The organism is Bradyrhizobium sp. AUGA SZCCT0176, assembly GCF_018130145.1.
Lineage (GTDB): Bacteria > Pseudomonadota > Alphaproteobacteria > Rhizobiales > Xanthobacteraceae > Bradyrhizobium.
In genome coordinates this window covers 185130-207833 of the sequence record NZ_JAFCMB010000010.1, presented here as the reverse complement: position 1 = coordinate 207833, position 22704 = coordinate 185130, and the positions used below count along the sequence as shown (strand labels likewise).

The 22704-nt window shown below is 63.6% G+C and carries 23 protein-coding genes; 10 read left to right on the top strand and 13 right to left on the bottom strand.

The features are described 5' to 3' along the window. Position 1: 1 nt before the first annotated feature. The 3 genes from JQ600_RS23635 to JQ600_RS23625 all read left to right on the top strand — a co-directional run bounded on the left by JQ600_RS23635 (position 2) and on the right by JQ600_RS23625 (position 2897). The gene (locus JQ600_RS23635; protein ID WP_212390783.1) at positions 2–1102 is read left to right on the top strand and encodes an ABC transporter ATP-binding protein; all 1101 of its coding nucleotides are present in this window, start codon (positions 2–4) and stop codon (positions 1100–1102) included. A 32-nt stretch (positions 1103–1134) separates the two neighbouring features. Then, positions 1135–2121: a hydroxyacid dehydrogenase gene (locus JQ600_RS23630; RefSeq protein WP_212208656.1), complete on the top strand. Its 987-nt coding sequence runs from the start codon at positions 1135–1137 to the stop codon at positions 2119–2121. A gap of 248 nt (positions 2122–2369) precedes the next feature. Beyond that, complete coding sequence (locus tag JQ600_RS23625) at positions 2370–2897, top strand: hypothetical protein (RefSeq protein ID WP_212390782.1); 528 nt, start codon at positions 2370–2372, stop codon at positions 2895–2897. 9 nt (positions 2898–2906) lie between these two features. On the opposite strand, the gene JQ600_RS23620 is transcribed toward JQ600_RS23625, so the two are convergent. Continuing rightward, positions 2907–3419, bottom strand: a complete 513-nt coding sequence (locus tag JQ600_RS23620; RefSeq protein WP_212490117.1) for a DUF1993 family protein — start codon at positions 3417–3419, stop codon at positions 2907–2909. Positions 3420–3516: 97 nt separating this feature from the next. Here JQ600_RS23620 and JQ600_RS23615 point away from each other — a divergent pair, with 97 nt between their 5' ends. Continuing rightward, positions 3517–4296 (top strand): transporter substrate-binding domain-containing protein, encoded by a 780-nt coding sequence (locus JQ600_RS23615; protein ID WP_212390780.1) that lies wholly within the window; start codon positions 3517–3519, stop codon positions 4294–4296. A 187-nt stretch (positions 4297–4483) separates the two neighbouring features. Next, positions 4484–5332, top strand: a complete 849-nt coding sequence (locus JQ600_RS23610; RefSeq protein WP_212390779.1) for a DUF2147 domain-containing protein — start codon at positions 4484–4486, stop codon at positions 5330–5332. Between the two features lie 214 nt (positions 5333–5546). Here JQ600_RS23610 and JQ600_RS23605 read toward each other — a convergent pair whose 3' ends face one another. Then, complete coding sequence (locus JQ600_RS23605; RefSeq protein ID WP_212390778.1) at positions 5547–5951, bottom strand: cupin domain-containing protein; 405 nt, start codon at positions 5949–5951, stop codon at positions 5547–5549. Between the two features lie 23 nt (positions 5952–5974). Then, positions 5975–6673, bottom strand: a complete 699-nt coding sequence (locus JQ600_RS23600; RefSeq protein ID WP_212390777.1) for a ribonuclease activity regulator RraA — start codon at positions 6671–6673, stop codon at positions 5975–5977. Positions 6674–6936: 263 nt separating this feature from the next. Here JQ600_RS23600 and pxpB point away from each other — a divergent pair, with 263 nt between their 5' ends. From pxpB to JQ600_RS23585, 3 genes are read left to right on the top strand one after another with little or no spacing between them, the layout of a single operon-like run. Next, positions 6937–7668, top strand: a complete 732-nt coding sequence (gene pxpB, locus JQ600_RS23595; protein ID WP_212390776.1) for a 5-oxoprolinase subunit PxpB — start codon at positions 6937–6939, stop codon at positions 7666–7668. Next, the gene (locus JQ600_RS23590; protein WP_212390775.1) at positions 7665–8720 is read left to right on the top strand and encodes a biotin-dependent carboxyltransferase family protein; all 1056 of its coding nucleotides are present in this window, start codon (positions 7665–7667) and stop codon (positions 8718–8720) included. Before pxpB ends, JQ600_RS23590 begins: the two co-directional genes overlap by 4 nt. Before the next feature lie 34 nt (positions 8721–8754). After that, positions 8755–9525: a LamB/YcsF family protein gene (locus tag JQ600_RS23585; RefSeq protein ID WP_212390774.1), complete on the top strand. Its 771-nt coding sequence runs from the start codon at positions 8755–8757 to the stop codon at positions 9523–9525. Between the two features lie 5 nt (positions 9526–9530). Here JQ600_RS23585 and ggt read toward each other — a convergent pair whose 3' ends face one another. Genes ggt through JQ600_RS23570 form a run of 3 tightly spaced genes read right to left on the bottom strand, consistent with a single transcriptional unit; the run spans position 9531 to position 14297 of the window. Further along, a complete protein-coding gene (ggt, locus tag JQ600_RS23580) occupies positions 9531–11153 on the bottom strand; it encodes a gamma-glutamyltransferase (RefSeq protein WP_212390773.1) in 1623 nt (540 codons plus the stop codon). Between the two features lie 39 nt (positions 11154–11192). Beyond that, positions 11193–12278, bottom strand: coding sequence for a TRAP transporter substrate-binding protein (locus JQ600_RS23575; RefSeq protein WP_212390772.1), 1086 nt, complete (start codon positions 12276–12278; stop codon positions 11193–11195). Between the two features lie 42 nt (positions 12279–12320). After that, positions 12321–14297 carry a primary-amine oxidase gene (locus tag JQ600_RS23570; protein WP_212390771.1) on the bottom strand — a complete coding sequence of 659 codons (1977 nt, stop codon included), beginning with the start codon at positions 14295–14297 and terminating at the stop codon, positions 12321–12323. Between the two features lie 140 nt (positions 14298–14437). Here JQ600_RS23570 and JQ600_RS23565 point away from each other — a divergent pair, with 140 nt between their 5' ends. Further along, complete coding sequence (locus tag JQ600_RS23565; protein ID WP_212390770.1) at positions 14438–15391, top strand: helix-turn-helix domain-containing protein; 954 nt, start codon at positions 14438–14440, stop codon at positions 15389–15391. Here the strand turns inward: JQ600_RS23565 and JQ600_RS23560 are convergent. The 6 genes from JQ600_RS23560 to JQ600_RS23535 are packed head-to-tail and all read right to left on the bottom strand — an operon-like array spanning position 15379 to position 21398. After that, positions 15379–16830 carry an aldehyde dehydrogenase gene (locus JQ600_RS23560; RefSeq protein WP_212390769.1) on the bottom strand — a complete coding sequence of 484 codons (1452 nt, stop codon included), beginning with the start codon at positions 16828–16830 and terminating at the stop codon, positions 15379–15381. The two genes, JQ600_RS23565 and JQ600_RS23560, sit on opposite strands and share 13 nt — an antisense overlap. A 39-nt stretch (positions 16831–16869) precedes the next feature. Further along, positions 16870–17595, bottom strand: coding sequence for an ABC transporter ATP-binding protein (locus tag JQ600_RS23555; RefSeq protein WP_212390768.1), 726 nt, complete (start codon positions 17593–17595; stop codon positions 16870–16872). Beyond that, entirely contained in the window at positions 17588–18331 is a 744-nt protein-coding gene (locus tag JQ600_RS23550; RefSeq protein ID WP_212390767.1) for an ABC transporter ATP-binding protein, read from the bottom strand. Before JQ600_RS23550 ends, JQ600_RS23555 begins: the two co-directional genes overlap by 8 nt. Then, positions 18328–19275: a branched-chain amino acid ABC transporter permease gene (locus tag JQ600_RS23545; protein ID WP_249136039.1), complete on the bottom strand. Its 948-nt coding sequence runs from the start codon at positions 19273–19275 to the stop codon at positions 18328–18330. Before JQ600_RS23545 ends, JQ600_RS23550 begins: the two co-directional genes overlap by 4 nt. Continuing rightward, a complete protein-coding gene (locus JQ600_RS23540; RefSeq protein ID WP_249136038.1) occupies positions 19272–20141 on the bottom strand; it encodes a branched-chain amino acid ABC transporter permease in 870 nt (289 codons plus the stop codon). Before JQ600_RS23540 ends, JQ600_RS23545 begins: the two co-directional genes overlap by 4 nt. Positions 20142–20171: 30 nt before the next feature. Continuing rightward, on the bottom strand, positions 20172–21398 hold the full coding sequence (locus tag JQ600_RS23535; RefSeq protein ID WP_212490116.1) for an amino acid ABC transporter substrate-binding protein: 1227 nt from the start codon (positions 21396–21398) through the stop codon (positions 20172–20174). Positions 21399–21566: 168 nt separating this feature from the next. Here JQ600_RS23535 and JQ600_RS23530 point away from each other — a divergent pair, with 168 nt between their 5' ends. After that, positions 21567–22478 carry a helix-turn-helix domain-containing protein gene (locus tag JQ600_RS23530; RefSeq protein ID WP_212264464.1) on the top strand — a complete coding sequence of 304 codons (912 nt, stop codon included), beginning with the start codon at positions 21567–21569 and terminating at the stop codon, positions 22476–22478. Positions 22479–22548: 70 nt separating this feature from the next. Here the strand turns inward: JQ600_RS23530 and JQ600_RS23525 are convergent, their stop codons facing one another. Beyond that, entirely contained in the window at positions 22549–22701 is a 153-nt protein-coding gene (locus JQ600_RS23525; RefSeq protein WP_192736006.1) for a hypothetical protein, read from the bottom strand. Positions 22702–22704: the final 3 nt, after the last annotated feature.

The window sequence follows — 22704 nt, the reverse complement described above, 5'->3', positions numbered from 1 at the left end:
CATGGCTGACGTGACGTTGCGCAAGGTTGTCAAGAAGTACGACGACGTCGAGGCGGTGCGTGGCATCGATCTCGATATCGCCGATCATGAGTTTGTCGTGCTGGTGGGCCCGTCGGGTTGCGGAAAATCGACCACGCTGCGGATGATCGCGGGGCTAGAGGACATCACTGACGGCGATATCATGATCGGAGGCGACGTCGTCAACGACGTGCCGCCAAAGGACCGCGACATCGCCATGGTGTTCCAGAACTACGCGCTCTACCCGCACATGACGGTCGCGGAAAACATGTCGTTTGGGCTGCGGCTGAAGCGCTATCCGAAGGCCGAGATCAAGACCCGGATCGACGAAGCCGCGCGCATGCTCGACATCGTCGAACTCGTCGACCGCAAGCCGAAGCAGCTGTCAGGCGGTCAGCGCCAGCGCGTCGCCATGGGCCGCGCCATCGTGCGTAACCCCAAGGTGTTCCTGTTCGATGAGCCGCTGTCCAACCTTGACGCCAAGCTCCGCGTCCAGATGCGGATCGAAATCAAGAAGGTGCATCAGAAGGTCCGCACCACCACGGTTTACGTTACCCACGACCAGGTCGAGGCGATGACGCTCGCCGACCGGGTCGTGGTGATGAACCATGGCCGCATCGAACAGATCGGAACACCGAACGAGCTCTATCACAATCCCGCCACCAAATTCGTCGCGAGCTTCATCGGCTCGCCGGCGATGAACTTCATTCCTTGCCGGCTCGAGGAATCCGGCGGCAAGCTGCACGCCCGGATCACCGACCGTCTCGCCTTCCCGCTGCCGCCTAAACGCGCCGCCAGATACCAAGGCGTGTCGCGGACCGACAAGCTGCTGCTGGGGCTGCGGCCCGAGCACATCACGGAAGCCAGCCCGCATGCCGAGCCGGGTGTCGAGAACTTCGATGCTGTGCTCGATGTGACCGAACCGATGGGAATGGAAACGCTGATTTACTTCCCGATCGACGGCACGCAAGTTTGCGGCCGGGTCAACCCCAACGCCGGCGCACAGGATGGCGCCCCGCTCCGATTGGCAGTGGACCTCAACAATATGCACCTGCTAAACGAGGTGAGCGGCGCCGTCATTTGACGGCGGAGACAACAGTTACCCAAGGGCAGGAAATGGCGACCAACAAGAAGAAAATCTTCGTCACGGAATCGATGTCACAGCAGGGGCGTGCGTTGCTCGACGCACGCGAGGATATCGAACTCGTCGAATTCCCCAACATGATCTCGCAGCCGGATTTCCAGGCGAAGCTCAAGGAGCATGCGCCGGTCCATGGCGTCGCCCTCGGCGGCACCCGTTTCGGTGAAACGGAGCTGGAAGCTTCCAGGGACATGTTGGTGGTGACCCGGATCGGCGTCGGTTTTGATGCCGTCGATGTGCCGGCGTTGAGCCGCCGCAAAGTGCCGCTGATGGTCGCCGGCACCGCGAATTCGCCCTCCGTTGCCGAGTGCGCATTGTTCATGATGCTGACATTGGCAAAACGCGCGGTGGAAATGCACTCCATCGTCAGGGACAACAAATGGCCGAGCAGGCTCGGCATGCTGCCCTACGACCTCTATGGCAAGACCGTGCTGATCGTTGGATTCGGCCGCATCGGCACCCGCACCGCCAAGCGCTGCCAGGCGATGGAAATGAACGTGCTGGTTTTCGATCCCTACAAGCCCGCGGCCGACATCAAGGCCGCCGGCTGCGAGCCAGTCACCGATCTCGACGCGGCGCTGCCGCGCGCCGACTTCGTCAGCCTGCATTGCCCGAAGACCCCGGAGACCGTCGGCATGATCAATGCCGCGCGCTTGAGGCGGCTGAAGCCGACCGCCTATCTGATCAATACCGCGCGCGGCGGCATCATCGACGAACCCGCGCTGCATGACGCGCTGGTGTCCGGCAAACTTGCCGGCGCCGGTCTCGACGTGTTCGAACAGGAACCGCCACCCGCCGGCCATTCGCTGTTCGCGCTTCCGAACGTCATCTTCGCACCCCACGTCGCCGGTGTGACCAGGGAAGCCGTCGATCGCATGAGCGAACAGACCGCACGCAATATCCTGAGCGTTCTCGACGGCGATCCGTTGCGTCAGAACGTCATCAATCAGGACGTGCTCTGACCGATCCGGCATGATCAAACCGGGCGACGGCTGAACCATCGAGCGGCCGCCCGGGATGTTTTCATACCGGCCCTACCATAAGGAACCCTTATTCCGTATTGCGGGCTAACCGTACAGGTCCGCGCCCGGCATAGCCGGTTTTGCGTCTGAACGGACAAAACTCAGCCTCATTCGGAAGCGAGGAAAAGATACCGGGCGGCAACGGGGACACCGATTCCGCAGACGGAGTTCGATCCGGAGGCCGAATCGTGAGCCAAAACGACCCGACCGACAACGCCCTGGCGGCGATCGCCAGCATTCTCGATCAGCCGCCCGTGATCCCTCGCGAGCGGGAACGGCCTGCCGTTGAAGAGGTGGCGGCCACCCCTCCGCCGCTCGAACCTCCGCCACTCGAAGAATTTCAACCGATCGAAGCACTGCCATCGCTCGCGGTTCCTCCGCCGCTTGAGACCGCCGCGCCGATCGAGGCCGCCCCGCCGCCTGAGGTCTTTCTACCGTTCGAGGCCGATGGCTATTCCAAGGTCGGGCCCGGACCGATGGCCGCGATCCGTTTCAAATGGACGGTCCGCGAGGACGATGGCGACTATTACGTCGACGAGACCATTGGCGAGAATTCAACGCCCATTGTCAGCGGACCGATGAACAAGGATGCCGCGATCCAGCTGGTCGACGACCGCGAAGCCGATGCGCGGCGCCGGTTCGACCAACTGAAAAGCGAAATGACAGGACGCGCCGCCGTCGCCAATCTGGTGCGCAAAGACAGCGGCGAGGCGTAATCGGACGCGCTATCTCGGCGGCCCCAGGAAATCCTTCTTGGCGAGATCCACGCCGGCGTGGCGCAGGATGTCGTAAGCCGTAGTGACGTGGAAGAAGAACTGCGGCACGCTGAATGTCAGCAGCAACGACCGCCCGGTGAATTTGCGTGTCGCCCCGCTCCTGAATGTAAACACCACCTCCTTGTCTGCGGCGCCGTCGATCTCCGCGCGCGGCAGGCCCTGCACAAAGGCGATCGCTGCCGCGATACGCGATTGGAGTTCCGCAATATCAGGCTCGGCCTCTGGAAAAACATGCGGCTCGCGCCCGGCCAGCAGCGCGCACGCAACCACCGCGTGACGGTTGGCCTCCCCGACCTGGCGCGTCAGGTTGTACATGTTGGGATAGAGCCGCAAATTGAGCAGGATCGCCGGATCGCTGTTTTTGGCCTTGGCATAGGCTGAGGCGTGGTCCAGCAAGACCGACAGATTGCCGAGATACGGCACGAAAACATCGACTGACGTTTCACAAAGCGAGATGGTCACGATTGGATTTCTCCGGCTGGTACGGCGCGGGCATCTGGTCTAAATCCTGCGCTAACACAACCAAGGTGTCATCGAATTCACCGGCGGAGAAGAACTGATGTTTCGAATGCTATTTGGTCTGGGCATGGCTGCCCTGTTGACGATGTCAGCCCATGCCCAGCAGCCGGCCCCTTCCCGCCTCGACGACATCATCAAGCGCGGCACGTTGCGGGTCGGCATGACCGGCGACTACCGGCCCTTCAGCTATCTCGACAAGACGACGTCGAAATTCAGCGGCTTTGACGTCGACATGGCGGAAGCGCTTGGCAAGGCGCTTGGCGTCAAGGTCGAATTCGTCCACACCGCATGGCCGCAACTGATGAAGGATTTCGAGGCCGACAATTTCGACGTCGCGATGAGCGGCGTATCGATCACGCTTGATCGGCAGAAGAAGGGCCTGTTCTCCACGCCGATCATGCGTGAGGGCAAGACGCCGATCGCCCGCTGCGCCGACAAGGGCAAGTACGAAACCATGGCCGACATCGACAAAACAGGCACGCGCGTGATCGTCAATCCCGGCGGCACCAACGAACGGTTTGCCCGCGCCAACGTCAAGAACGCGGAAGTGAAACTCCACAACGACAACGTCACGATCTTCGACGAGATCGCCAAGGGCAATGCCGACCTGATGATGACGGATTCGTCGGAGACGCTGTATCAGCAGAAACTGCATCCCGGCGTGCTGTGCGCGGTGCATCCCGAAAAGCCGTTCGACTTCGCCGAGAAGGCCTATTGGCTGCAGCGCGACGTCGCACTGAAAGCCTTCGTCGATCAGTGGCTGCACATTGCGAGAGAGGACGGCAGCTTCAGGAAAATCTACGCCGCCTGGTTCGATTGATCGGCCGGCAAAATATGCAATTTTCGCCGCAAATTGACCGTCTGTCGGGGGCAAATTAGGTTGCGCGGGCGACATTGAACCAAAGCCGCGAGTACACGACTTATCATTTGAAAGTGATCTGGATCACGTTTTGCGAGCTGCCATTGCGTAGCTTCGGGGGGTGGGATTCCCTGCTCAGGAGGTCATCATGAAGAAGCTTCTGGCGATCGCCGCGTTTTTGCTGGCGAGCAGTGCCGCGCAGGCGCAGTACACCTTCGATTACGGCGGCCGCACCATCCGGATCGATCCCGATCGCGGCACCGTTCAGATCCCAGGCGTCTACGACAATACGCCGAAGGCCAAACGCTCGCGCAACGAGGACGGTGATCGCGATCGTCCGCGCAAGCAGTCGCCGCAACAGGCGAAGACGGACTCCAAGACGCCGCCCGACACGGTCGCTCCCGCCGTACCTGCTCCCGCCGCGCCTGTCCCCGCCGAGCAGGCCGCTGTGCCGCCTGCCCCTGCACCCGTTCCTGTAGCTCCCGCACCGGTCGCGACCGCGCCGGCAGAACCTTCGACCGCCACTGTCGCTGTTGCCCCGGCGGCGGAGCCGGTGACTGTGCCGGCCGCTCCACTGCCGCCCAGCGCACCCGCCCCGCAGGTCCAGCAAGAGCCGCCTCCCGCGCCGAAGCCTGCGCCTGCCGTCGCCGCGGTAACGCCGCCGCCCGCACCGCCGCCGGCGGCCCCGCAGGCGGCGAACTCGCCGCTTGGCGTCTGGCTGACGGAAGAGAAGGAAGGCAAGGTCCGGATCGAACAATGCGGCCCCAATCTTTGCGGCTACTCCGTCGACAAGAAGTCGAACCGCAACGGCGAGCAAGTGCTGATCAACATGAAGCCCGGCAAGGACAACAAATGGAGCGGCCGGATTTTCGATCCGAATTCCGGCAGCACCTATGATTCAACCCTCGCGCTGAAAAGCTCCGACAGCCTGCGCGTTCAGGGCTGCGCCTTCGGCGGCATGTTCTGCGGTGGCCAGACCTGGACCCGTGTGAACTGACGCGCCAACGACGCACATTCAGCCAAGGCCCCGCCTTCGCCGGCGGGGCCTTTTGTTTGCGGTTTCCCATCTCGCGTCGGGCTGTCAACCAATCCGGTTCAAGCCTGAGTGTCCCGGACGCGCTGCAGCGCGCTTGGCGCTGCAGCGCAGAGCCGGGACCCACGCCAGCGCATCACTTCGTGCTGCGCAGCGTCCGGGGCACAGAGATCATTAGCTACCCGACCTTCACCGCATACTCGGCGTCCGTGACCTTCTCCATCCAGGTCGCGTAGCTGCCGTCGAGCGCTTCCTGCATCGCGATGTGGGTCATGCCGTTGGTTGGCGAGGCGCCATGCCAGTGCTTCTCGCCGGGCGGGATCCAGACGACGTCGCCGGGCCTGATTTCCCGGACCGGTCCGCCCACGGCCTGCACACGGCCGATGCCGGAAACCACATACAGGGTCTGCCCGAGCGGATGCGAGTGCCACGCCGTACGCGCACCGGGCTCGAAGGAGACGCGGGTGGAAACCAGCCGCGCCGGCGCCTCGGTGGCGATGATCGGGTCCTGCCAGACCGTACCGGTGAAATAGTCGGGTGGAGCCTTGCGCGTCGGCCGCGAGCCGGAGACGTGGATATCCATGGCGTTACCTCGCTTTGTTGACGTTATTTCTTGCTTGCCGCGTAGCGCGCCTTGGTCTCGGCATTCATGGGGTAGAGGCCGGGCAGCGCCGCGCCGTTGTTCACTTCGTTGACGATCCAGGCTTCCATCCGCTCCTGCTCGGCGCCTTCGGCCAGAATGAGGTCGAGGAACGCTTGGGGGATCAGCACCGCGCCGTCCTGGTCGGCAACCACGACGTCGTTCGGAAATACCGCAACCCCGCCACAGGCGATCGGCTCGCCCCAGCCGACGAAGGTCAACCCGGCCACCGACGGTGGTGCCGCGTAACCATCGCACCAGACCGGCAGGCCGGTGCCAAGCACACCCTCGACGTCGCGCACGACGCCATCGGTGATCAGCGCCGCGACCCCGCGCTTGACCATGCGCGCGCAAAGGATGTCGCCGAAGATACCGGCATCCTTGACGCCCATAGCATCGACCACGGCAATGCAGCCCTGCGGCATCGCTTCGATCGCAGTCCGGGTGGAGATCGGCGACGACCATGACTCGGGGGTGGCGAGATCTTCGCGCGCGGGCACGAAGCGCAGCGTGAAGGCCGGCCCGACCAGCCGCGGCTGTCCCGGGCGCAACGGTTTGGTGCCGCGCATCCAGACGTTCCGCAGGCCCTTCTTCAGCAGGACTGTGGTGATGGTGGCAGTGGACACGCGGGACAGGGTCGCGATCGCTTCAGGGGTCAGGGACATCGGTAAGGCAACGCTCCAATGGGAGGGATCAAGAGGTAGCGCATCTTGCGGGGCGCAGGCATCGCGTCAAGGGCTCGTTCGAAGGAGTGCGATCACAACAGCTTATCAACGCCATGCAGATTAATTTATTGAACTTGCTCAATGATTTCGCACGAAGCGAATTCCACTGGCGCGCGAAACACGCTACAGCTTGATCTCAGCCAAAAGTCCCTGAGGCAGTCCCTAGCCAGTCCTAAGACAGATCCTGAGGCAGTACCGAGGCCATGGCCGCGACGCTACCCCCGCCCCGCCTTTTGCCCAGTGGCGACAGCGCCATCACGGTGGAATTTTCCCGCAACATCGATGATGCCGCCAACGGGCGGGTGCTGGCGCTCGACCGCGCGATGGCGGCCACGCCAGTCGAGGGCGTCACCGAGACCGTGCCGACCTATCGCTCGCTGCTGGTGCATTACGATCCCGTGCGAATTTCATTTGAAGCACTTGGCGAGCAGATTCTGGCGCTGGCGCAGCTGCCGGTACCGGCAACGACAAAGACCCGGCGCTGGCGTATCCCTGTGGTCTACGGCGGCGAGCACGGCGTCGACCTCGAGGACGTCGCCAAAACGCTCAAGACGACGCCCGACGACATCGTGGCGCGGCACGTCTCCGGCGACTACCGCGTCGCCATGATCGGCTTCACGCCGGGCTGGTCCTATCTCTCTGGCTTGGCGGCCTCGATGCAAATGCCGCGGCGCCAAAATCCGCGGCTGCTGACGCCGGCCGGCACGGTCTCGATCGGCGGCGTGCAGACCGGCGTGCAATGCCTGGCCGGCCCCAGCGGCTGGCACCTGCTCGGACAGACCGCGGTTCGAACCTATCAGTTGCATCGCGATCCGACTTTCCTGCTGGAGCCCGGCGACGCCATTACGTTCGTGCCGGTCGACACCAAAACCTTTGCCGAGCAGGACCGCGCCGCGGCAGCGGGAGAAATCGTGGCCGAGTTGATGCCGTCATGAGCAAGCTCGTCATCACCTCGATCGGCCCGGCAAGTTCGGTACAGGACGGCGGCCGCCCCGGCTCCCAGCGCTATGGCCTGGTGCCGAGCGGCGCGATGGACCGGCTGGCGTTGGCGGCAGCCAACACGCTGGTCGGCAACGAGCTGTTTGCAGCCGCTGTCGAGATCGGCCCTTTTGGTGCGGTCTTCACCGCGCGCGGCGGCGTGGTCCGCATCGCGCTGTCAGGTGCGTCACGCAATGGCGATATCGCCGGGCGCCCGGTTGCGGTCGATACGTCTGCGACGCTGGCCGACGGCGAGACGTTGACGCTTGGCTTTGCCCGCAGCGGTTCGTTCAGCTACCTCGCCATCGAGGGCGGCATCGCCGGCGAACCTGACTTCGGCAGCCTCTCCGTTAACGCCCGCGCCGGGCTCGGCAGTCCCTACCCGCGCCCGCTGCAGAGCGGCGACGAATTGCAGACGGCGACTGCCAGCGGCGCGCCCGAACGCCGGATCGAACTGCCGGCCACAGGCGAGGCGCCGATCCGCGTGGTCTGGGGGCCGCAGGATGACGAATTCGCCGACGATGCCAAAAATCTGTTTATCGACAGCGAGTGGAAGATATCGGCCACCAGCGACCGCATGGGCTACCGGCTCGAAGGCCCCGTCATCAAGCACCTGCACGGCCACAATATCGTTTCCGACGGCACCGTGAACGGCAGCCTGCAGGTTCCCGGCAACGGCCAGCCGATCGTGCTGATGCCGGATCGCGGCACCAGCGGCGGTTATCCCAAGATCGCGACGGTGATTTCCGCCGACTTCGCCCGGTTTGCGCAGACGCCGGCCGGGCGCGCCTTTCGCTTCAAGGCCGTCAGCATGGCGGAAGCCCAGGCCGCAGCGCGCCAGTTCGCTGATTTGTTGCGTTCCCTGCCCGACCGCCTGCGGCCAATCGAAAGCTTTGATCTCAACATCGACGCGCTGCAAGATGCCAATGTCGCCGGCTATGCCGTCAGCGCCGTCGATGCGGCCACCTGGCAGGTCGCGTCGCCTGCGGACGTATCGGGACCGGACTAATTCAAGATCCACTCATCAAAAGCGGACGATCATCATGACAACCATCGACCTCAACTGCGATCTCGGCGAAGGGTTTGGCGCGTGGGAAATGGGCAATGACGCCGCGATGATCGAGCTTGCGACCTCGGTCAACGTCGCCTGCGGTTTCCATGCCGGCGATCCTGATATCATGCGCCGCACGGTCGAGATTGCAAAGGCGCGCGGCGTCAGCGTCGGCGCTCACCCCGGCTACCGCGACCTGCACGGTTTTGGCCGGCGCCCGATGCCCGGCCTGAAATCATCTGAGATCGAGAACCTGATCGCCTACCAGATCGGCGCGCTGCAGGCGATTGCGACCGCGGCCGGACACAAGGTCACCCACGTCAAGGCGCATGGCGCGATCTCCAATGTCGCATGCGAGGACGACATGACCGCACGGGCGATCGCCAACGGCATCAAAGCGGTCGATCCCAATCTGATTTTCGTGGTGCTCGCAAATTCCAAGCTGGTGACCGCGGGCGAAGCCGCCAACCTGCCGATGGTGCACGAAGTGTTTGCCGACCGCGCCTATGAAGACGACGGCCAGCTGGTATCGCGCAAGAAACCGGGCGCGGTGCTGCACGATCCCAAGATGATTGCCGACCGCGTGGTGCGGATGGTGCAGGACGGCGCCGTGGTCTCGGTGACCGGCAAGGTGATCAAGATGCGCACCGATACCGTCTGCATTCACGGCGATACGCCAGGCGCGGTCGAGATCGGGCGTGGCGTGCGTCAGGCGTTGAAGGAAGCCGGGATCGCGGTGGCGCCGTTCAAGACCGCGAACTGACGTTTTCAGTATCCGATCGCGGCGCCGTCGCTGCGTGGGTCCGAACCGCCGCTCAAGGTCCCGTCGTGCAATGAGATAGTGATGCCATGGGCGTGGCCGGCCATCTCCTCCCACGGGGCCCAGCGATGGACGATGTGGCCCCGTTGTTCCAGCGCACGGATCGTGTCCGCGGGAAAGCGGTTTTCCATGTGCAGGGTGTCGCGCGCTTCGCCGAGCCCGAAGCGGCCGGACAGGAACCGCGGCAATTCGATTGCCTCCTGGATGTCGAGCCCGTGATCGATCATCGCCGAATAGAGTTGCAGCTGGATTTGCGGCTGACCGTCGGCACCCATGCAGCCCAGCACGCTGCAGAGCTTGCCGTCGCGCTTGGCCATCGACGCGATCAGCGTATGCAGCGGGATTTTTCGGGGTTCGAGGCGATTGGGATGATTTGGATCGAGCGAAAAGTACGCGCCGCGGTTCTGCAGCACGACGCCGGTGCTGCCCGCCACCACGCATGACCCGAACCCGCCATAGAGGCTCTGAATGAGCGAGGCCGCGTTGCCGTCGCGATCGACCGCGGCGATGTAGACGGTATCGCCGGCCAGGCTGCCGAATGACGGCACCTCATCCCATTTCAGTGCGCGCGCCGGATCGATCAACCGGCCCCGCTTGCGCGCGTAGTCCTTGCTGATCAGCGTCTCGACGGGCACCTCGGCAAAGGCGGGATCGGCGAGCACGAGATCGCGATCATGATAGGCGATCTGCTTGGCCTGCACCATCAGATGCAGGCGGTCGGGTCCGAGCAGGTCCATGCGGTGCGGTTCGAGCGGCTCGAGCAGATTGAGCATCTCGATCACGGTGAAGCCCTGCGTCGGCGGTGGCGTGTTGAAAATGGTGACGTCGCGGTAGCGGCCAGTCAGCGGCATACCCCAGGTCGCCCTTTGCGCCTCGAAATCTCCGGGCTGAAAGAAACCGCCTTGCGCTTGCGAGAAGCGCACCATTTCAGCGGCGACGGGCCCCTCGTAAAAGCCGGACCATCCATGATCCCCGATCGCTTCAAGCGTCCTTGCCAGATTGGGATTGGTGAGCCTTGTGCCTGGGGACGGCACCGCACCACCGGGCAAGAAAATCCCGGCGGCTTCGCGTTGCCAAACGAGATCGTCGCGCATCATCGCGATGAAGCTCGCCAGCCGCCCCGTGGCCGGAAAGCCGTCGCGCGCATAGCCGATCGCGGATTCGAGCACGCGCTGCAGCGGCAGCCGGCCAAGGGCCTCATGCGCCGCGCCCCAGCTCGCGACCGCGCCCGGCACTGTCAGCGTGGCCGGAACGATCCCGCGCAGCGGAATCTCTTTCAGCCCTCTCCCCTCCATTGCCGCCAGCGACGCCCCCGCTGCCGCCTTGCCGCCGCCGTTGAGGTATTTGATCTCGCCACTACCACCGTCATGCACGAGCCAGAACGCATCGCCGCCAAGCCCCGTCATGTGCGGATAGACCACCGCCAGCACGGCGCTGGCGGCAATCGCGGCATCGATGGCGGATCCACCTGCACGCAGCACATCGACGCCGGCTGAGGAGGCCAGCGAATGCGGTGACGTCACCATGCCGCGAGGCGCGAGCGAAACCGGTCGGCCGGTGCTGATATCCAAATGCGTCTCCGGTTCTGGCGGGCCGCCGGCGATGTCAGCCTAGCCGCGGCTTCGCCGGATCATGTAATTGTCGTAGGTGGCTTCACAGACCTGATGCCACTGATATTGCTCGTTGCGGAACGCCGTCATGGAGTCGTTCAGGGCCTTGAACCTGGCGTTCTTGGCCGCGACCTCGGCGAACAGCTCATTGGTCTCCTTGAAGCAGGCGTCGAGGATGTCGGTCGAGAACGGCCGAAGCTGCGCGCCGGCGGCCACCAGGCGCTTGATCGCCTGGGCGTTGCGGGTATCGTATTTGGCGGTCAGGTCGGCCGCGACCTGCGCGGCCGCGATCGTCATCATGTCCTGATAGATTTTTGGAAGCTCCGCCCATTTCGCCGTGTTGATGTAGAGAAAGCCGTTGGCGCAGCCTTCCCACCAGCCGGGATAATAGTAATAGGGCGCGACCTTCAGGAAGCCGAGCTTCTCGTCGTCATAGGGGCCGATCCATTCGGCAGCGTCGATCGTGCCTTTCTCGAGTGCGGGGTAGATATCCCCTGGCGGAATCTGCTGCGGCACGACGCCGATGCGGGCCAGCACCTGTCCGGCCACGCCGCCGACCCGGAATTTCAGGCCCTTCAGATCATCGAGCGTCTTGATCTCCTTGCGGAACCAGCCGCCCATCTGCGCGGTCGTGTTTCCGAACGGCAGGCCGTAGATGCCGTAAGGCTTGTAGAGGTCGTTCATGAGTTCGAGCCCGCCGCCATAGGCGAGCCAGGCGTTCATCTGCCGCGTGTTGAGCCCGAATGGTACGGCGGTTCCGAACGCAAACGCCAGATCCTTGCCGATGTAGTAGTAGGACGCGCTGTTCCCCATCTCGACGGTGTTGTTGGCGACCGCGTCAAACACCTGGAACGCCGGCACGATTTCGCCCGGGCCATACACGCTGATCTGGAACTTCTGTTCCGACAGATCGGCCATGGCCTTGCTGAACATCTCGCACGCGCCGTAGAGCGTATCGAGGGATTTTGGGAACGACGTCGTCAGCCGCCAGCGCACCGTTGGAGCCGACTGTGCGATAGCGGGCGCGCTGACAGCCGTTGCGGCGGCGGCAAGACCGGCGCCCTTTAGAAGCTTCCTGCGGTTCATGGCCCATCTCCTGTTTGGATCGGATGCGAAACCAGTCGCGTGTCAGGCGCAGCACGCCCCCTTCTCCCTGACGTCGCGGCTTGCGTCGTTGCGATCAGGCGGCAAATCCATCGCCGGATTCTCGGCGAAGAATCCGTTCGGCTTGAGGGCGAACCCGACATATTCGACCGGCATGACCGGAAAATCCTCGGGCCGGCAGACATGGGTGGCGCCAAAAGTGTGCCAGACCACGATGTCCTCGTTTTCAATCGCGCGGTTCTGCGCCACGTATTTCGGCAGACCGTCACCGCCGGCATGCTGGTTCGGGAATTCGCCGCTGGCATAGCGTTCGTCGGGCGCATAGCGCGTGACCCAGAGGTGCTTGGTGGCAAAGCCACCGCGCGCGGTCATGTAACAGTTTTCCTGCGCCAGCATCACCGGCGCCGCATGCGCCAGCAGCTTGTACCCGGTCGGCCCGCCGACGCTGTTGGTTTGGTTGGGATTGATGATCTTCCAGTAGCGCCCGGTGCGGCCGTCGGCCTCGCGGGCCGCATCCTGTTCGCACGCGAGCGTTCGCGCTGTGGTGTCGAACACGTTGCCGTATGGATTGTCCTTGCCAAAGGGCCGCGGCTTGAATTCGTACTCGGTGACGCTGTTGCGCTCGCCATCGACCATCATGTGCAGGCGGGCGTTGAAGAAGTGCTGGTGCGTCGGACCGCCCAGCCCTTCCGCGACCATGCCACCCCAGGGATAGGATTGACCGGGCGCTACCGCCGCGGTCTGGATAATGCCGGTCAGCTTGACTTCAAGCTGGATCGTGCCGTCCTGATAGAAATACCAGTAGAAGCCGTAATCATAATTGCCGACGGTCGTGAAGAACGAGATCACGAGACGGCGGGAGCGCCGCACCTCGAAGGTCTCGTTGCGGAATTCATAGTGCTTCCAGAGAATGCCGTAATCCTCCTCGTGCAGGCAGATCGCGTTCTTCATGACAGCCGGCTTGCCGTAATCGTCGGCGACCGGAACGTCGAAATAATGGATTTGCCCGAGGCAATCGCAGCCAAGCTCCAGCGCATTGGCGAGCTTGCCCAAACCGTACTCGCCGGCGTCAAATGCGCACTTCCAGAAATGGTTCGCGGTCGGATCGGCATAGGGCACGATCATATCGCTGACACTGGCCCGATAGATGATCGGCCGCTCGCGTCCGCTGTCGTTGAAACCGATCTGATGCAGCACGAGGCCTTCGCGTGCGGTCCAGCCGACGCGGAACGACCAATTCTGCCACGAGACCTTCCAACCTTCGACCGAGAAGCTCGGGCCGCCGTTCTGCACGATATCGAGAGGCTTGACGTCCTCGCGCATTTTCGGGATCGACGCGCGGTCATAGTTGCGAGACCGCTTCGGGATCGGAACGATTTCCGGCTCGTCCACGAGCTGGACGACCTTGTCCTCGATCAGATCGACCAGCGCGACCACGCCCTCGATCGGATGGGCATAGCCATTGTCCTTGATATCGCGGCGCCAAAAGGAAACCCCACTGACAAGCCTGCGGCCCTTCTCGACGTCGCGGTCGAAGTAACCGGCTGAGAACGGATCGACCTGGACCAGCTCGATGTCTTCGTCCGTCAGCCCGCGACGCTTCATCGCGTGTCGCCATCCGGCATCACGCTTGACGATGTCGCCGACCTTGAACACCTCCTCGATCGTGACCGGGGGCTGGCCATAAGGATGCGCCTTGGTCGGATGCTCGCGCCATGCCGTCACCTGCCGTGACCCGAGATCGACGGTCGCGATATGGGTCGCCCCGGTCTTGCAGTCGAACAGCGTGACCGCCGCCTGCCTCGGCAAATTGGTGCCTGATGTCCAACCCAGGATGTCGGCCTTGGCCGGTTCCTCAAGCTGGACGTGGGAGAAGCGGGTATCCGGACCAAGTTGCTTGGCGGCCCGCAGCAGATCGGAGGCCAGCACCACCTCAGCTTCGCTGAGCGGATCGAGGGGATGCGTGACGGCCGTACCGGCCGGTTCTCTCGTCAGGTCCATATTCACACCTTGCAACATTGGACCGCACGTTAGGGTAACCAGGGTGCAGCGTCTTGAATGAACCTGCCAGCTTTTCGATCTTGCCAGCCGGACCGAATTCGGGCGACGGTGAGCCATCACCTTGTGGAACCGCATCCTCGATGCCGATCAGCGTCTCGACAGACCAAATCCACCCCGCCGAACGCCAGGCGTTCTGGACCGAGTCGATCTGTCGTTCATTCGCCCATATCGAGACCAGGCCGATCGGTCCGACGCGGGTCAGCGGTCACTTCGAGTTCGTGGAACTCGGCAGCGTCAAGCTCGTGCGTTTCGACAGCAGCCCGCAATGCTACAGCCGCGACGCAAAGCTCGTCAGCAAGTCGGGCTCGGACGAGTTCATGTTCGATTTCCAGCGCCGCGGCCGAAGCTCGATGGCGCAGGCCGGCAACGAAGGCACGATCGAGCCGGGATATGGCGTACTCTATGACGCGCGGCGGCCGTTCGAGGATCGGCTCGATGGACCCGAACAGCGTTCCGAAGTGCTGATCGCAACAGTTCCTGCCGCGACGCTGCTTCAGATGTTTCCGCAAGCCGAGCGACTATGCGCAAGACCCGTCCCTCTGTCCGGCGCCATCGCGCGCTCGATCGCGGCTTTCATTCGCGCGGCCATCCATCTGTCGGATGCGCGGCCAGGCCAGGCCGAAACGGATATCGCCGCTTATCTGTCGACCCTGCTTCGTCTTGCAACCGGTGACGACCACGGGCTTACCCGCACCGAGCTGTTCGGCCTGATCGACACCTATCTGAGGGCGAACATTGCGGCGATCCGGCCGGCTCCGGCGATTGCAACTGCGTTCGGCGTTTCGGAGCGAACCTTGCATCGCATCTTCGCCGACCACCAGACGACGTTTGAACGCCACGTGCTCCAGCTGCGCGTCGACCACTTTCGAAACCTGCTGCAGCAACCTGCCCTGTCGCAAACTTCAATTGCGGCGCTCGCCATGCAATGCGGTTTCGCCGACGGCGCGCACGCGACCCGGACGTTCAAGAGTTTCTTTGGCGTCACGCCGCGGGATTTCCGCGGCGTGATGTCAGCCCAAACTCAGATCGGATAATGCTGCGGACCGGTCTCGATGGTGATCCAGCGCAGCTCGGTGAATTCGGCAATGCCCGCCTTGCCGCCGAAACGCCCATAGCCGGACGCCTTGGTACCCCCGAACGGCATTTGCGCTTCATCGTGCACGGTCGGCCCGTTGACATGACAAATGCCCGACTCGATCCTTTTGGCGACGTCCATCGCGCGGGCGATATCGCGGCCGAACACTGCCGCTGACAATCCATACTCGGTGTCGTTCGCGACCCGTACGGCCTCATCGACGCTATTTACACGCACGATGCTGACCACCGGACCGAACGATTCTTCGCCATAGATCCGCATGACCGAGGTGACGTGATCGAGCACGGTGGCCGACATCAACGTCCCCTCCGACCGGCCGCCGGCCACGACACGCGCGCCCTTGCTCACCGCGTCCTTGATGAGACCTTGGATGCGATCGACGGCATCAGCGCCGATCAGCGACCCCAGCGGCGTGCCGCCCTTGCGCGGATCGCCCGCCACCAGCGAGTCGGCCTTGGTCGCCAGCTTGGCGACGAAGGCGTCGGCGACCTTGTTGTCGAGCACGATCCGTTCCGTCGACATGCAGATCTGTCCCTGGTTCATGAACGCGCCGAAAGCGGCAGCAGCGACCGCGGCATCGATATCCGCATCATCGAGCACGATCAGCGGCGCCTTGCCGCCGAGCTCGAGCAGTGCTGGCTTGAGATATTTTGCCGCCGTCTGGGCGATGATCCGGCCGACACGGGTCGAGCCGGTGAAATTGATACGGCGCACGGCCGGATGCGCAATCAGGGCCTCGATCAGATCAGGTGCATCTTCAGGTGCGTTGGTGATGACGTTGACCACGCCGGGCGGCAAACCGGCATCGCGCAGGCATTCCGCGATCAGGCGGTGGGTGCCCGGACATATCTCGGAGGCCTTCAGAATAACCGTGTTTCCGCATGCGAGCGGTAACGCCACCGCGCGTACGCCGAGGATCACCGGAGCGTTCCAGGGCGCGATGCTGAGCACGACGCCGGCCGGCTGCCGGACCGCCATCGCGATGCAGCCCGGCTTGTCCGACGGGATCACCTCGCCCGAAATCTGCGTCGTCATCGCGGCGGCTTCGCGTAGCATCCCCGCGGCAAGACCCACATTGAACCCGGCCCAGCCGGCGGTAGCACCCGTTTCAGTCGCCATCAGTTCGATGAACTGCGCCGTCTTGGCTTCGAGCGCGTCGGCGGCCTTGAGCAGGATCTTTCGGCGCAGGCCCGGTCCGGTCGACGACCATGCCGGGAACGCGGCCGCGGCTGCATCGGCAGCGCGTTTGGCATCGGATATCTGCGCGGCGGAAGCGCGAGTAGCAACTTCACCCGTGATGGGGTTGAGGCGATCGAACGTGACGCCGTCAACAGCCTGAACGTCCTGGTTTTCGAGCAGCAGACTGATCTGGTTCATGGCGTGATCCTCCGTGTTTTCAGGTTATTTTCGTGAATTTCAAACCGCGCTTGCGACAATTCCGCCGAGATAGGCACGCTGTACGGCATCGTTAGACATCAGCTCGGTCCCCGTGCCGCTGCCGGTGATCTTGCCGTTCTCGATGAGATAGCCGCGATCGGCGATGGCGAGGCTTTCGCGCGCGTTCTGTTCGACCAGCAGCAGACCGACGCCGCTCTCGCGCACCTTGCGAAGGCTTGCGAACAATTCGCGCACCAATAGCGGCGACAGGCCGAGCGAGGGCTCGTCCAGCAGGAGAACGTCGGGATTGGACATCAGCGCGCGACCGATCGCGACCATCTGCTGCTCGCCGCCGCTCATGGTCCGCACCGTCTGTCCGAGCCGTTCACCGAGGCGCGGAAACAGCGACAGCACCCGCTCCCGCCGCGCAGCCTCCCCGTCACGCGCGCGCTTCGGGTTGGCGCCCAGCAACAGGTTTTCCGCGACCGTCAAATCGGCAAAGATGCCGCGACCTTCCGGCACCAGCGCCAGACCAGCCTCGACAATCTCGTGGGCCGGAAGAGCGGAGATATCGCGTCCCGAAAGCGTGACGCGCTTGCCGGGAAGGCAGGCCACGATCCCGGCGAAGGCTTTCAGCAGAGAGGTTTTCCCCGCGCCATTGGCGCCGAGGATGACGACGATTTCGCCGCGGCCCACGTTCAGCGCGGCGTCCGTCAATGCGCGATGCTGGCCGTAGGCGACGCTGATATCCGCTACCTCAAGCATCGGCTACCGCTCCCAGATAGGCTTCGATGACGGCGGGATCTGATAACACCTCGTCCGGAGTGCCCTCGGCAATCTTCCGGCCGCTGTTCATGACCACGCAGCGATCGCAAAGCGAGCGGATCGCATCCATGACGTGTTCGACCAGCAGGATCGACAGGCCTTCGTCTTTCAGCGAGCGGATCAGCGCAATGCCGATCAAAAGCTCGGAGGGATTGAGTCCGGCCAGCCACTCGTCGAGCAGAAGAAGCCGCGGTTTCAGCGCCAGCGCGCGTGCCAGCTCGAGTCGCTTGCGGTCGATATAGGTCAGCTCGGTTGCCAGGCGCTGATCGGCATCTTTCAACCCGACCCGCTCCAACAACCGGATGGCAGCGACATCCATTTCGCTGCGCGCCAAGCGTGCCGGATGGAAGGCAAGGCCCGCCCGCACATTCTCGGCGCAGTTCATGCCGTCGAGCACGCGGACCAATTGAAAGGTACGCCCGAGGCCAAGACGCGCGATGCGATGCGTCGCCATGCCGGCAATGTCGTGTCCGGCGAAGTGGATCGCGCCGGAATCCGGACGCAGCACGCCCGAGACGAGATTGAGCGCGGTGGTCTTGCCTGATCCGTTCGGACCGAGCAGTCCCACGATCTCGCCGGAGCGGACCGTCATATCCAGCGCATTGACGGCAACAAGGCCGCCGAACGCCCGGACCAGACCCTTGATCTCGAGAACGGTTGAGGCTGCGGCCGTCATGCCTTGACCCCCTGCCCGGTGCGCTGTGGCCGCCATTGCCGCCTGAAGTTATCCCACAGGCCGACGACGCCGGCGGGCAGCGCGTACACGATCAGCAGGAAGATGACGCCCATGATCAGCGTCGAGGCGGTCGGAAACCGCGCCGCCAGGAACTCGAACAGCAATGTCAGCGGAATGGCGCCGAGCGCCGGCCCCCAGAGCCGGTGCGCGCCGCCGAGCAGCGCCATGATCACGACTTCAAAGGAAATCGTGGCGTTGAACGCAATCGAGGGTTCGATATAGGTCCAGCGCGGCGCCATGATCGCGCCGACCAACGTCATGAAGACGGCGCTGATCGTGAACAGCGTCACCTTGGCGACGGTGACGTTGATCCCGCAATGTTTTGCGACGGTCTCGTCCTCGCCGATGATGCGCAGCGCAAAGCCGAGCCGCGAGCGCGCGATCAGCCAGCCGATCACGAACACCGCGACCGCAAGCACGAGAAGCTGCCAGTAGATATCCTTCTGGGTGATGTCGACGAACACGTAGCGGCCGAGCACGCGGGTCTTGTTGACCTCGTACCAGATCACGAGCTGGCGAATGAGTTCGGCCAACCCGAACGTGAAGATCACGAAATGCAGGCCGCTGAGCCGCAGCGTGGAAAGGCCGACGATGACGGCCATCAGTGCGCCGATCACGGTCGCGATCAGCAGCACCAGCGGCCAGGAAAGCAGTTCGCCGAGCACGGCGACCGTATAGGCGCCGACCCCGAAAAACGCCGTCGTCGCCAGCGAGACATAACGCGTCGGTCCGGAGAACAGCCCCCATGCGGTCGCGAGCACCGTGAATTGCAAAAGCCCGATCGCGAGTGCGAGGTAATAGGCATCGACGTACATCGGCAGCAGCGCCAGCACGGTAAGGCCGGCGCAGCTTGCGAGCGCGGCGGCAAGGCGCATTGCGCTCATCGCTGCGCCCTCCCGAACAGCCCCGCCGGCTTGACCAGCAGGACGCCGAGGAACAGCGCGAAATTCACCGCCAGCGTCAGGCCCGGATCGACGAAGGTCGCGACCAAGGATTCACTCAGACCCAGCGCCAAACCTGCGACGAGACAGCCGAGCAGATTGCCGACGCCGCCCATGACAACCACGATCAGCGCCTTCATGGTGAAGATCACGCCCGACGAAGCGCTGAATGTCAGAAACATGCTGATCAGGACGCCGGCCGCCGCCACCAGCGCGCCGCCGAGCGCGAATGCGAATGCGGAAGTCCTGAGCACATCGATCGCCACCAGCTGTGCGGCCATGGGGTCGACCGCAACCGCGCGGATCGAGGTCCCAAGCCGGGTGCGGGTCAGGGCCAAATACAGCGCAAGGCCGACCGCGACTGCCAGGCCGAATGCGATCAGCCGGTTCAAGGCGAGGATTTCGCCGAACAGGCTGACCGGGATCGCGAGGAAGGAGTAGCTGAAGTAAGCGCCGCCGAACATCGACAGCATGATGCCCTGGACGATGAACATCATGCCGAAGGTCGCCAGAATGCTGTCGACTTCGAGCGCGCCCCGCGTCCTTGCCCGGCGCACCAGCGGCGTGAGCAGGACGCGGTACAGCAACAGGCTCACGCCGAAACCGGCGGGAATGACGAGCGCCAGTCCAAGCAACGGGTTCAATGCCCATCCCGTGAACAGCCAATAGGACGCAAAGGCCGCCGCGACGAGAAACTCGCCGTAGGACAGGTTCATGATCCGCGCCACGCCATATTGGAGCGTCAGCCCCATGGCGATCAGCGCGTACATGCCCCCGAGCATCAGGCCGGTGAAGATGGCGTTCGTCATTTACTCAGTGCCGTCTGGACCAATCGCCGATCACGGCGCCTTCCATGCCGGCTTCGGGACAACAGGCGTACGCGCGCCTTCGTTGGTGGCCGGGCCGACGCCGTAAAATTCGCCGTCCTGCCACTGCCCGACCCACCAATATTTGGTCGGCAGGTTGTTCTCGAACTTGACCTTGCCGATGATGGTATCGAAGGTCCCGGTCTGCAGGTCCTTGATGACGGCCTCACGGTCGATCTTGCCGACGCGCTCGATCGCCTGCTGCAGCATCTGCAGGCTGGCGTAGGTCACCGCACTGGCCCAGCGATCCGGCTCCGCGCCGTTCGCCGATGCCGCCTTGTGACGCGCGAGGTAATCCTTGATCGGCGCACTGTCGCCGCTCCAGCCGCCGATCCCCATCACGCCCTGCGCATTGGCGCCGAACTTCTGCTTGAACAGCGGAAAAGCAGTACCGACGCCGGTGTAGAAGATTTTTGGATTGAAGCTTGCGATCCGCGCCTGTTCGGTGATCCCGAGCGTATCCGGCGGATAGCTGAAGGCGATGAAGACATCCGGATTGAGCGCCTTGACCTCGTTGACGATCGGGCTGAGGTCCTGGGTGCCGACCGGATAGGTCTTGTCATAGGCCAGCTTGAAATTGGCTTTTGCCAGTGCAGGACGCGCGGCGCCCGACAAGTCGATGCCAAAGCCGTCGGCGACGCTGACCATGGCGACGGTGTCGCCGATCTTGCCTTCGGTGCGCAGCTTGACCAAGAGATCCACCAGCGTGTTGGCGGCGCCGGCGCTGGTGCCGAGCAGCCAGAAGCTGTTGGGCCAGCGCTTGGCCAGTTCAGGCGCGCGGTCGGTCACTGCGGTCGATGCGAGATGCGGATAGCCGGCCTTGTTCAGGATCGGCCCGACCGCCAGATTGAGGCCGGTGCCCCAGGGCGGCAGGATGAAGTCGACCTTGTCCTGGGTGATCAGCCGCTCGAGCGACCTCGCCGCTTCTTCGGCGCTGGAGCGATCGTCATACTGGACAACCTCGATCGGCACCCGCTTGTCGCCGAGCTTCAGGCCGCCCGCGGCGTTCACTTCCTTCACCCACATTTCGTAGTTCGGCAGCGTCGTCACCGCGGCACCGCCAGCATTGGGACCGGTGCGCGAAAGCGCGTAACCGATCTTGACCGAGCTTTGTGCCAGCGCCGGCCCATCGGCTGCGAGAAGGGCCGCCCCGGTGACGGCGAGTAATCCCGCTGCGAAGCGGGTGACTGATGACCCCATGTTCTCCTCCCAGAGACTTTTGCGTCCATCGCCTTGGAGCGGCGTTCGACCGGATGCAGCCTATGGGAGCGCTCGGGGCATAGAATTGGACGTATCCGGGGATTGATTGTATCCTTCCGTCAAAGAGCGCTTGGGACAAGCGGTAGATTGTCACGGTTGGGGGATGCCATGCAGTTGGGTTCGGGGCTGGAAGCCTTTGCGGAGAAGCCGATTCCGGCCCTCCATGCGGAGCGGTTTTCCGCCAGCCTTGCGCCGGCCCAATGGGTCATTCGTCAGCGCGGACTTCGCCGTTCCCACCTCATGGTGATCGAGGCGCGGCGCGGCGCCGTCGCGCTACGCGGCACCCATGTCGCATTTGAGGCGCCGGCGCTGCTGTGGCTGCCGGCCGATCTCGAGGGCGATCTGCAGGTCGAAGCCGGCGCGCAAGGCTATCTGATCGCGATCTCCGAAGACTTTCTCACCAAAACCGTCGCCGGCAGCGCCGAGGCGCTTCACCTCCGCCGCACCATCGACCGGCTTGTGCTCTTGAAGGCGGGACAGGTCGGCGAAGCCTTCAACGCCGTGATCCATGGCTGCGATGCGCTGGTGCGCGAACTGCATTCTCCCGGGCGCGGCACCGCGACGATGATGTCATCGCATGTGCTGCTGCTTTGCCTGCATCTGTGGCGCTCCGTCATCTCAGGCGAAGCGCCCGACGAAGCCGCGCACCGGGGTGACGGCACCCGCCTAGTCGGAAATTTTCTCCAGATGGTCGAATTGCACTACCGCGATGGCTGGCAGGTCGCGCGCTATGCCGCCGCGCTGGGCGTTACCGAAGACAAGCTGCACGCCCACTGCAAACGCGAAAAAGGCGTCAGCCCTCGCGCCGTCGTGCATCTGCGACTGATCGAGGAGGCCTGCACGCGCCTGCAGCAACTCGATCTTCCGGTCGAGCAGATCGGTTACGGTCTTGGATTTCGTGATCCCGGATATTTCAGCCGGTTCTTTCGCAAGCACCAGGGTGTTTCGCCGGGCGTCTACCGACGTCGTTCTCGACTGGAGCAGATACGGCGCGGCGCGTCCTACGCGGCCTGGCCGTAACATAGCGTTTTCGAGCGAAGTGGATTCCGGTTCGCGTTAAGAAAACGCGTCAAAAAAAGAACGCTTCAAATTAGAACGGATGAACCGAGAGCGAGCTGAACACGATGGCGGCGATGAGCGCGAACGAGCCGTAGAGCGCGGCGGTATGGAATCCGGTTCCGGTCCGCCGGGACAGGGAACGTGCATAGAGGTGCAGGCGGGCTTCCGCCGATAGTTCGCGCATCGT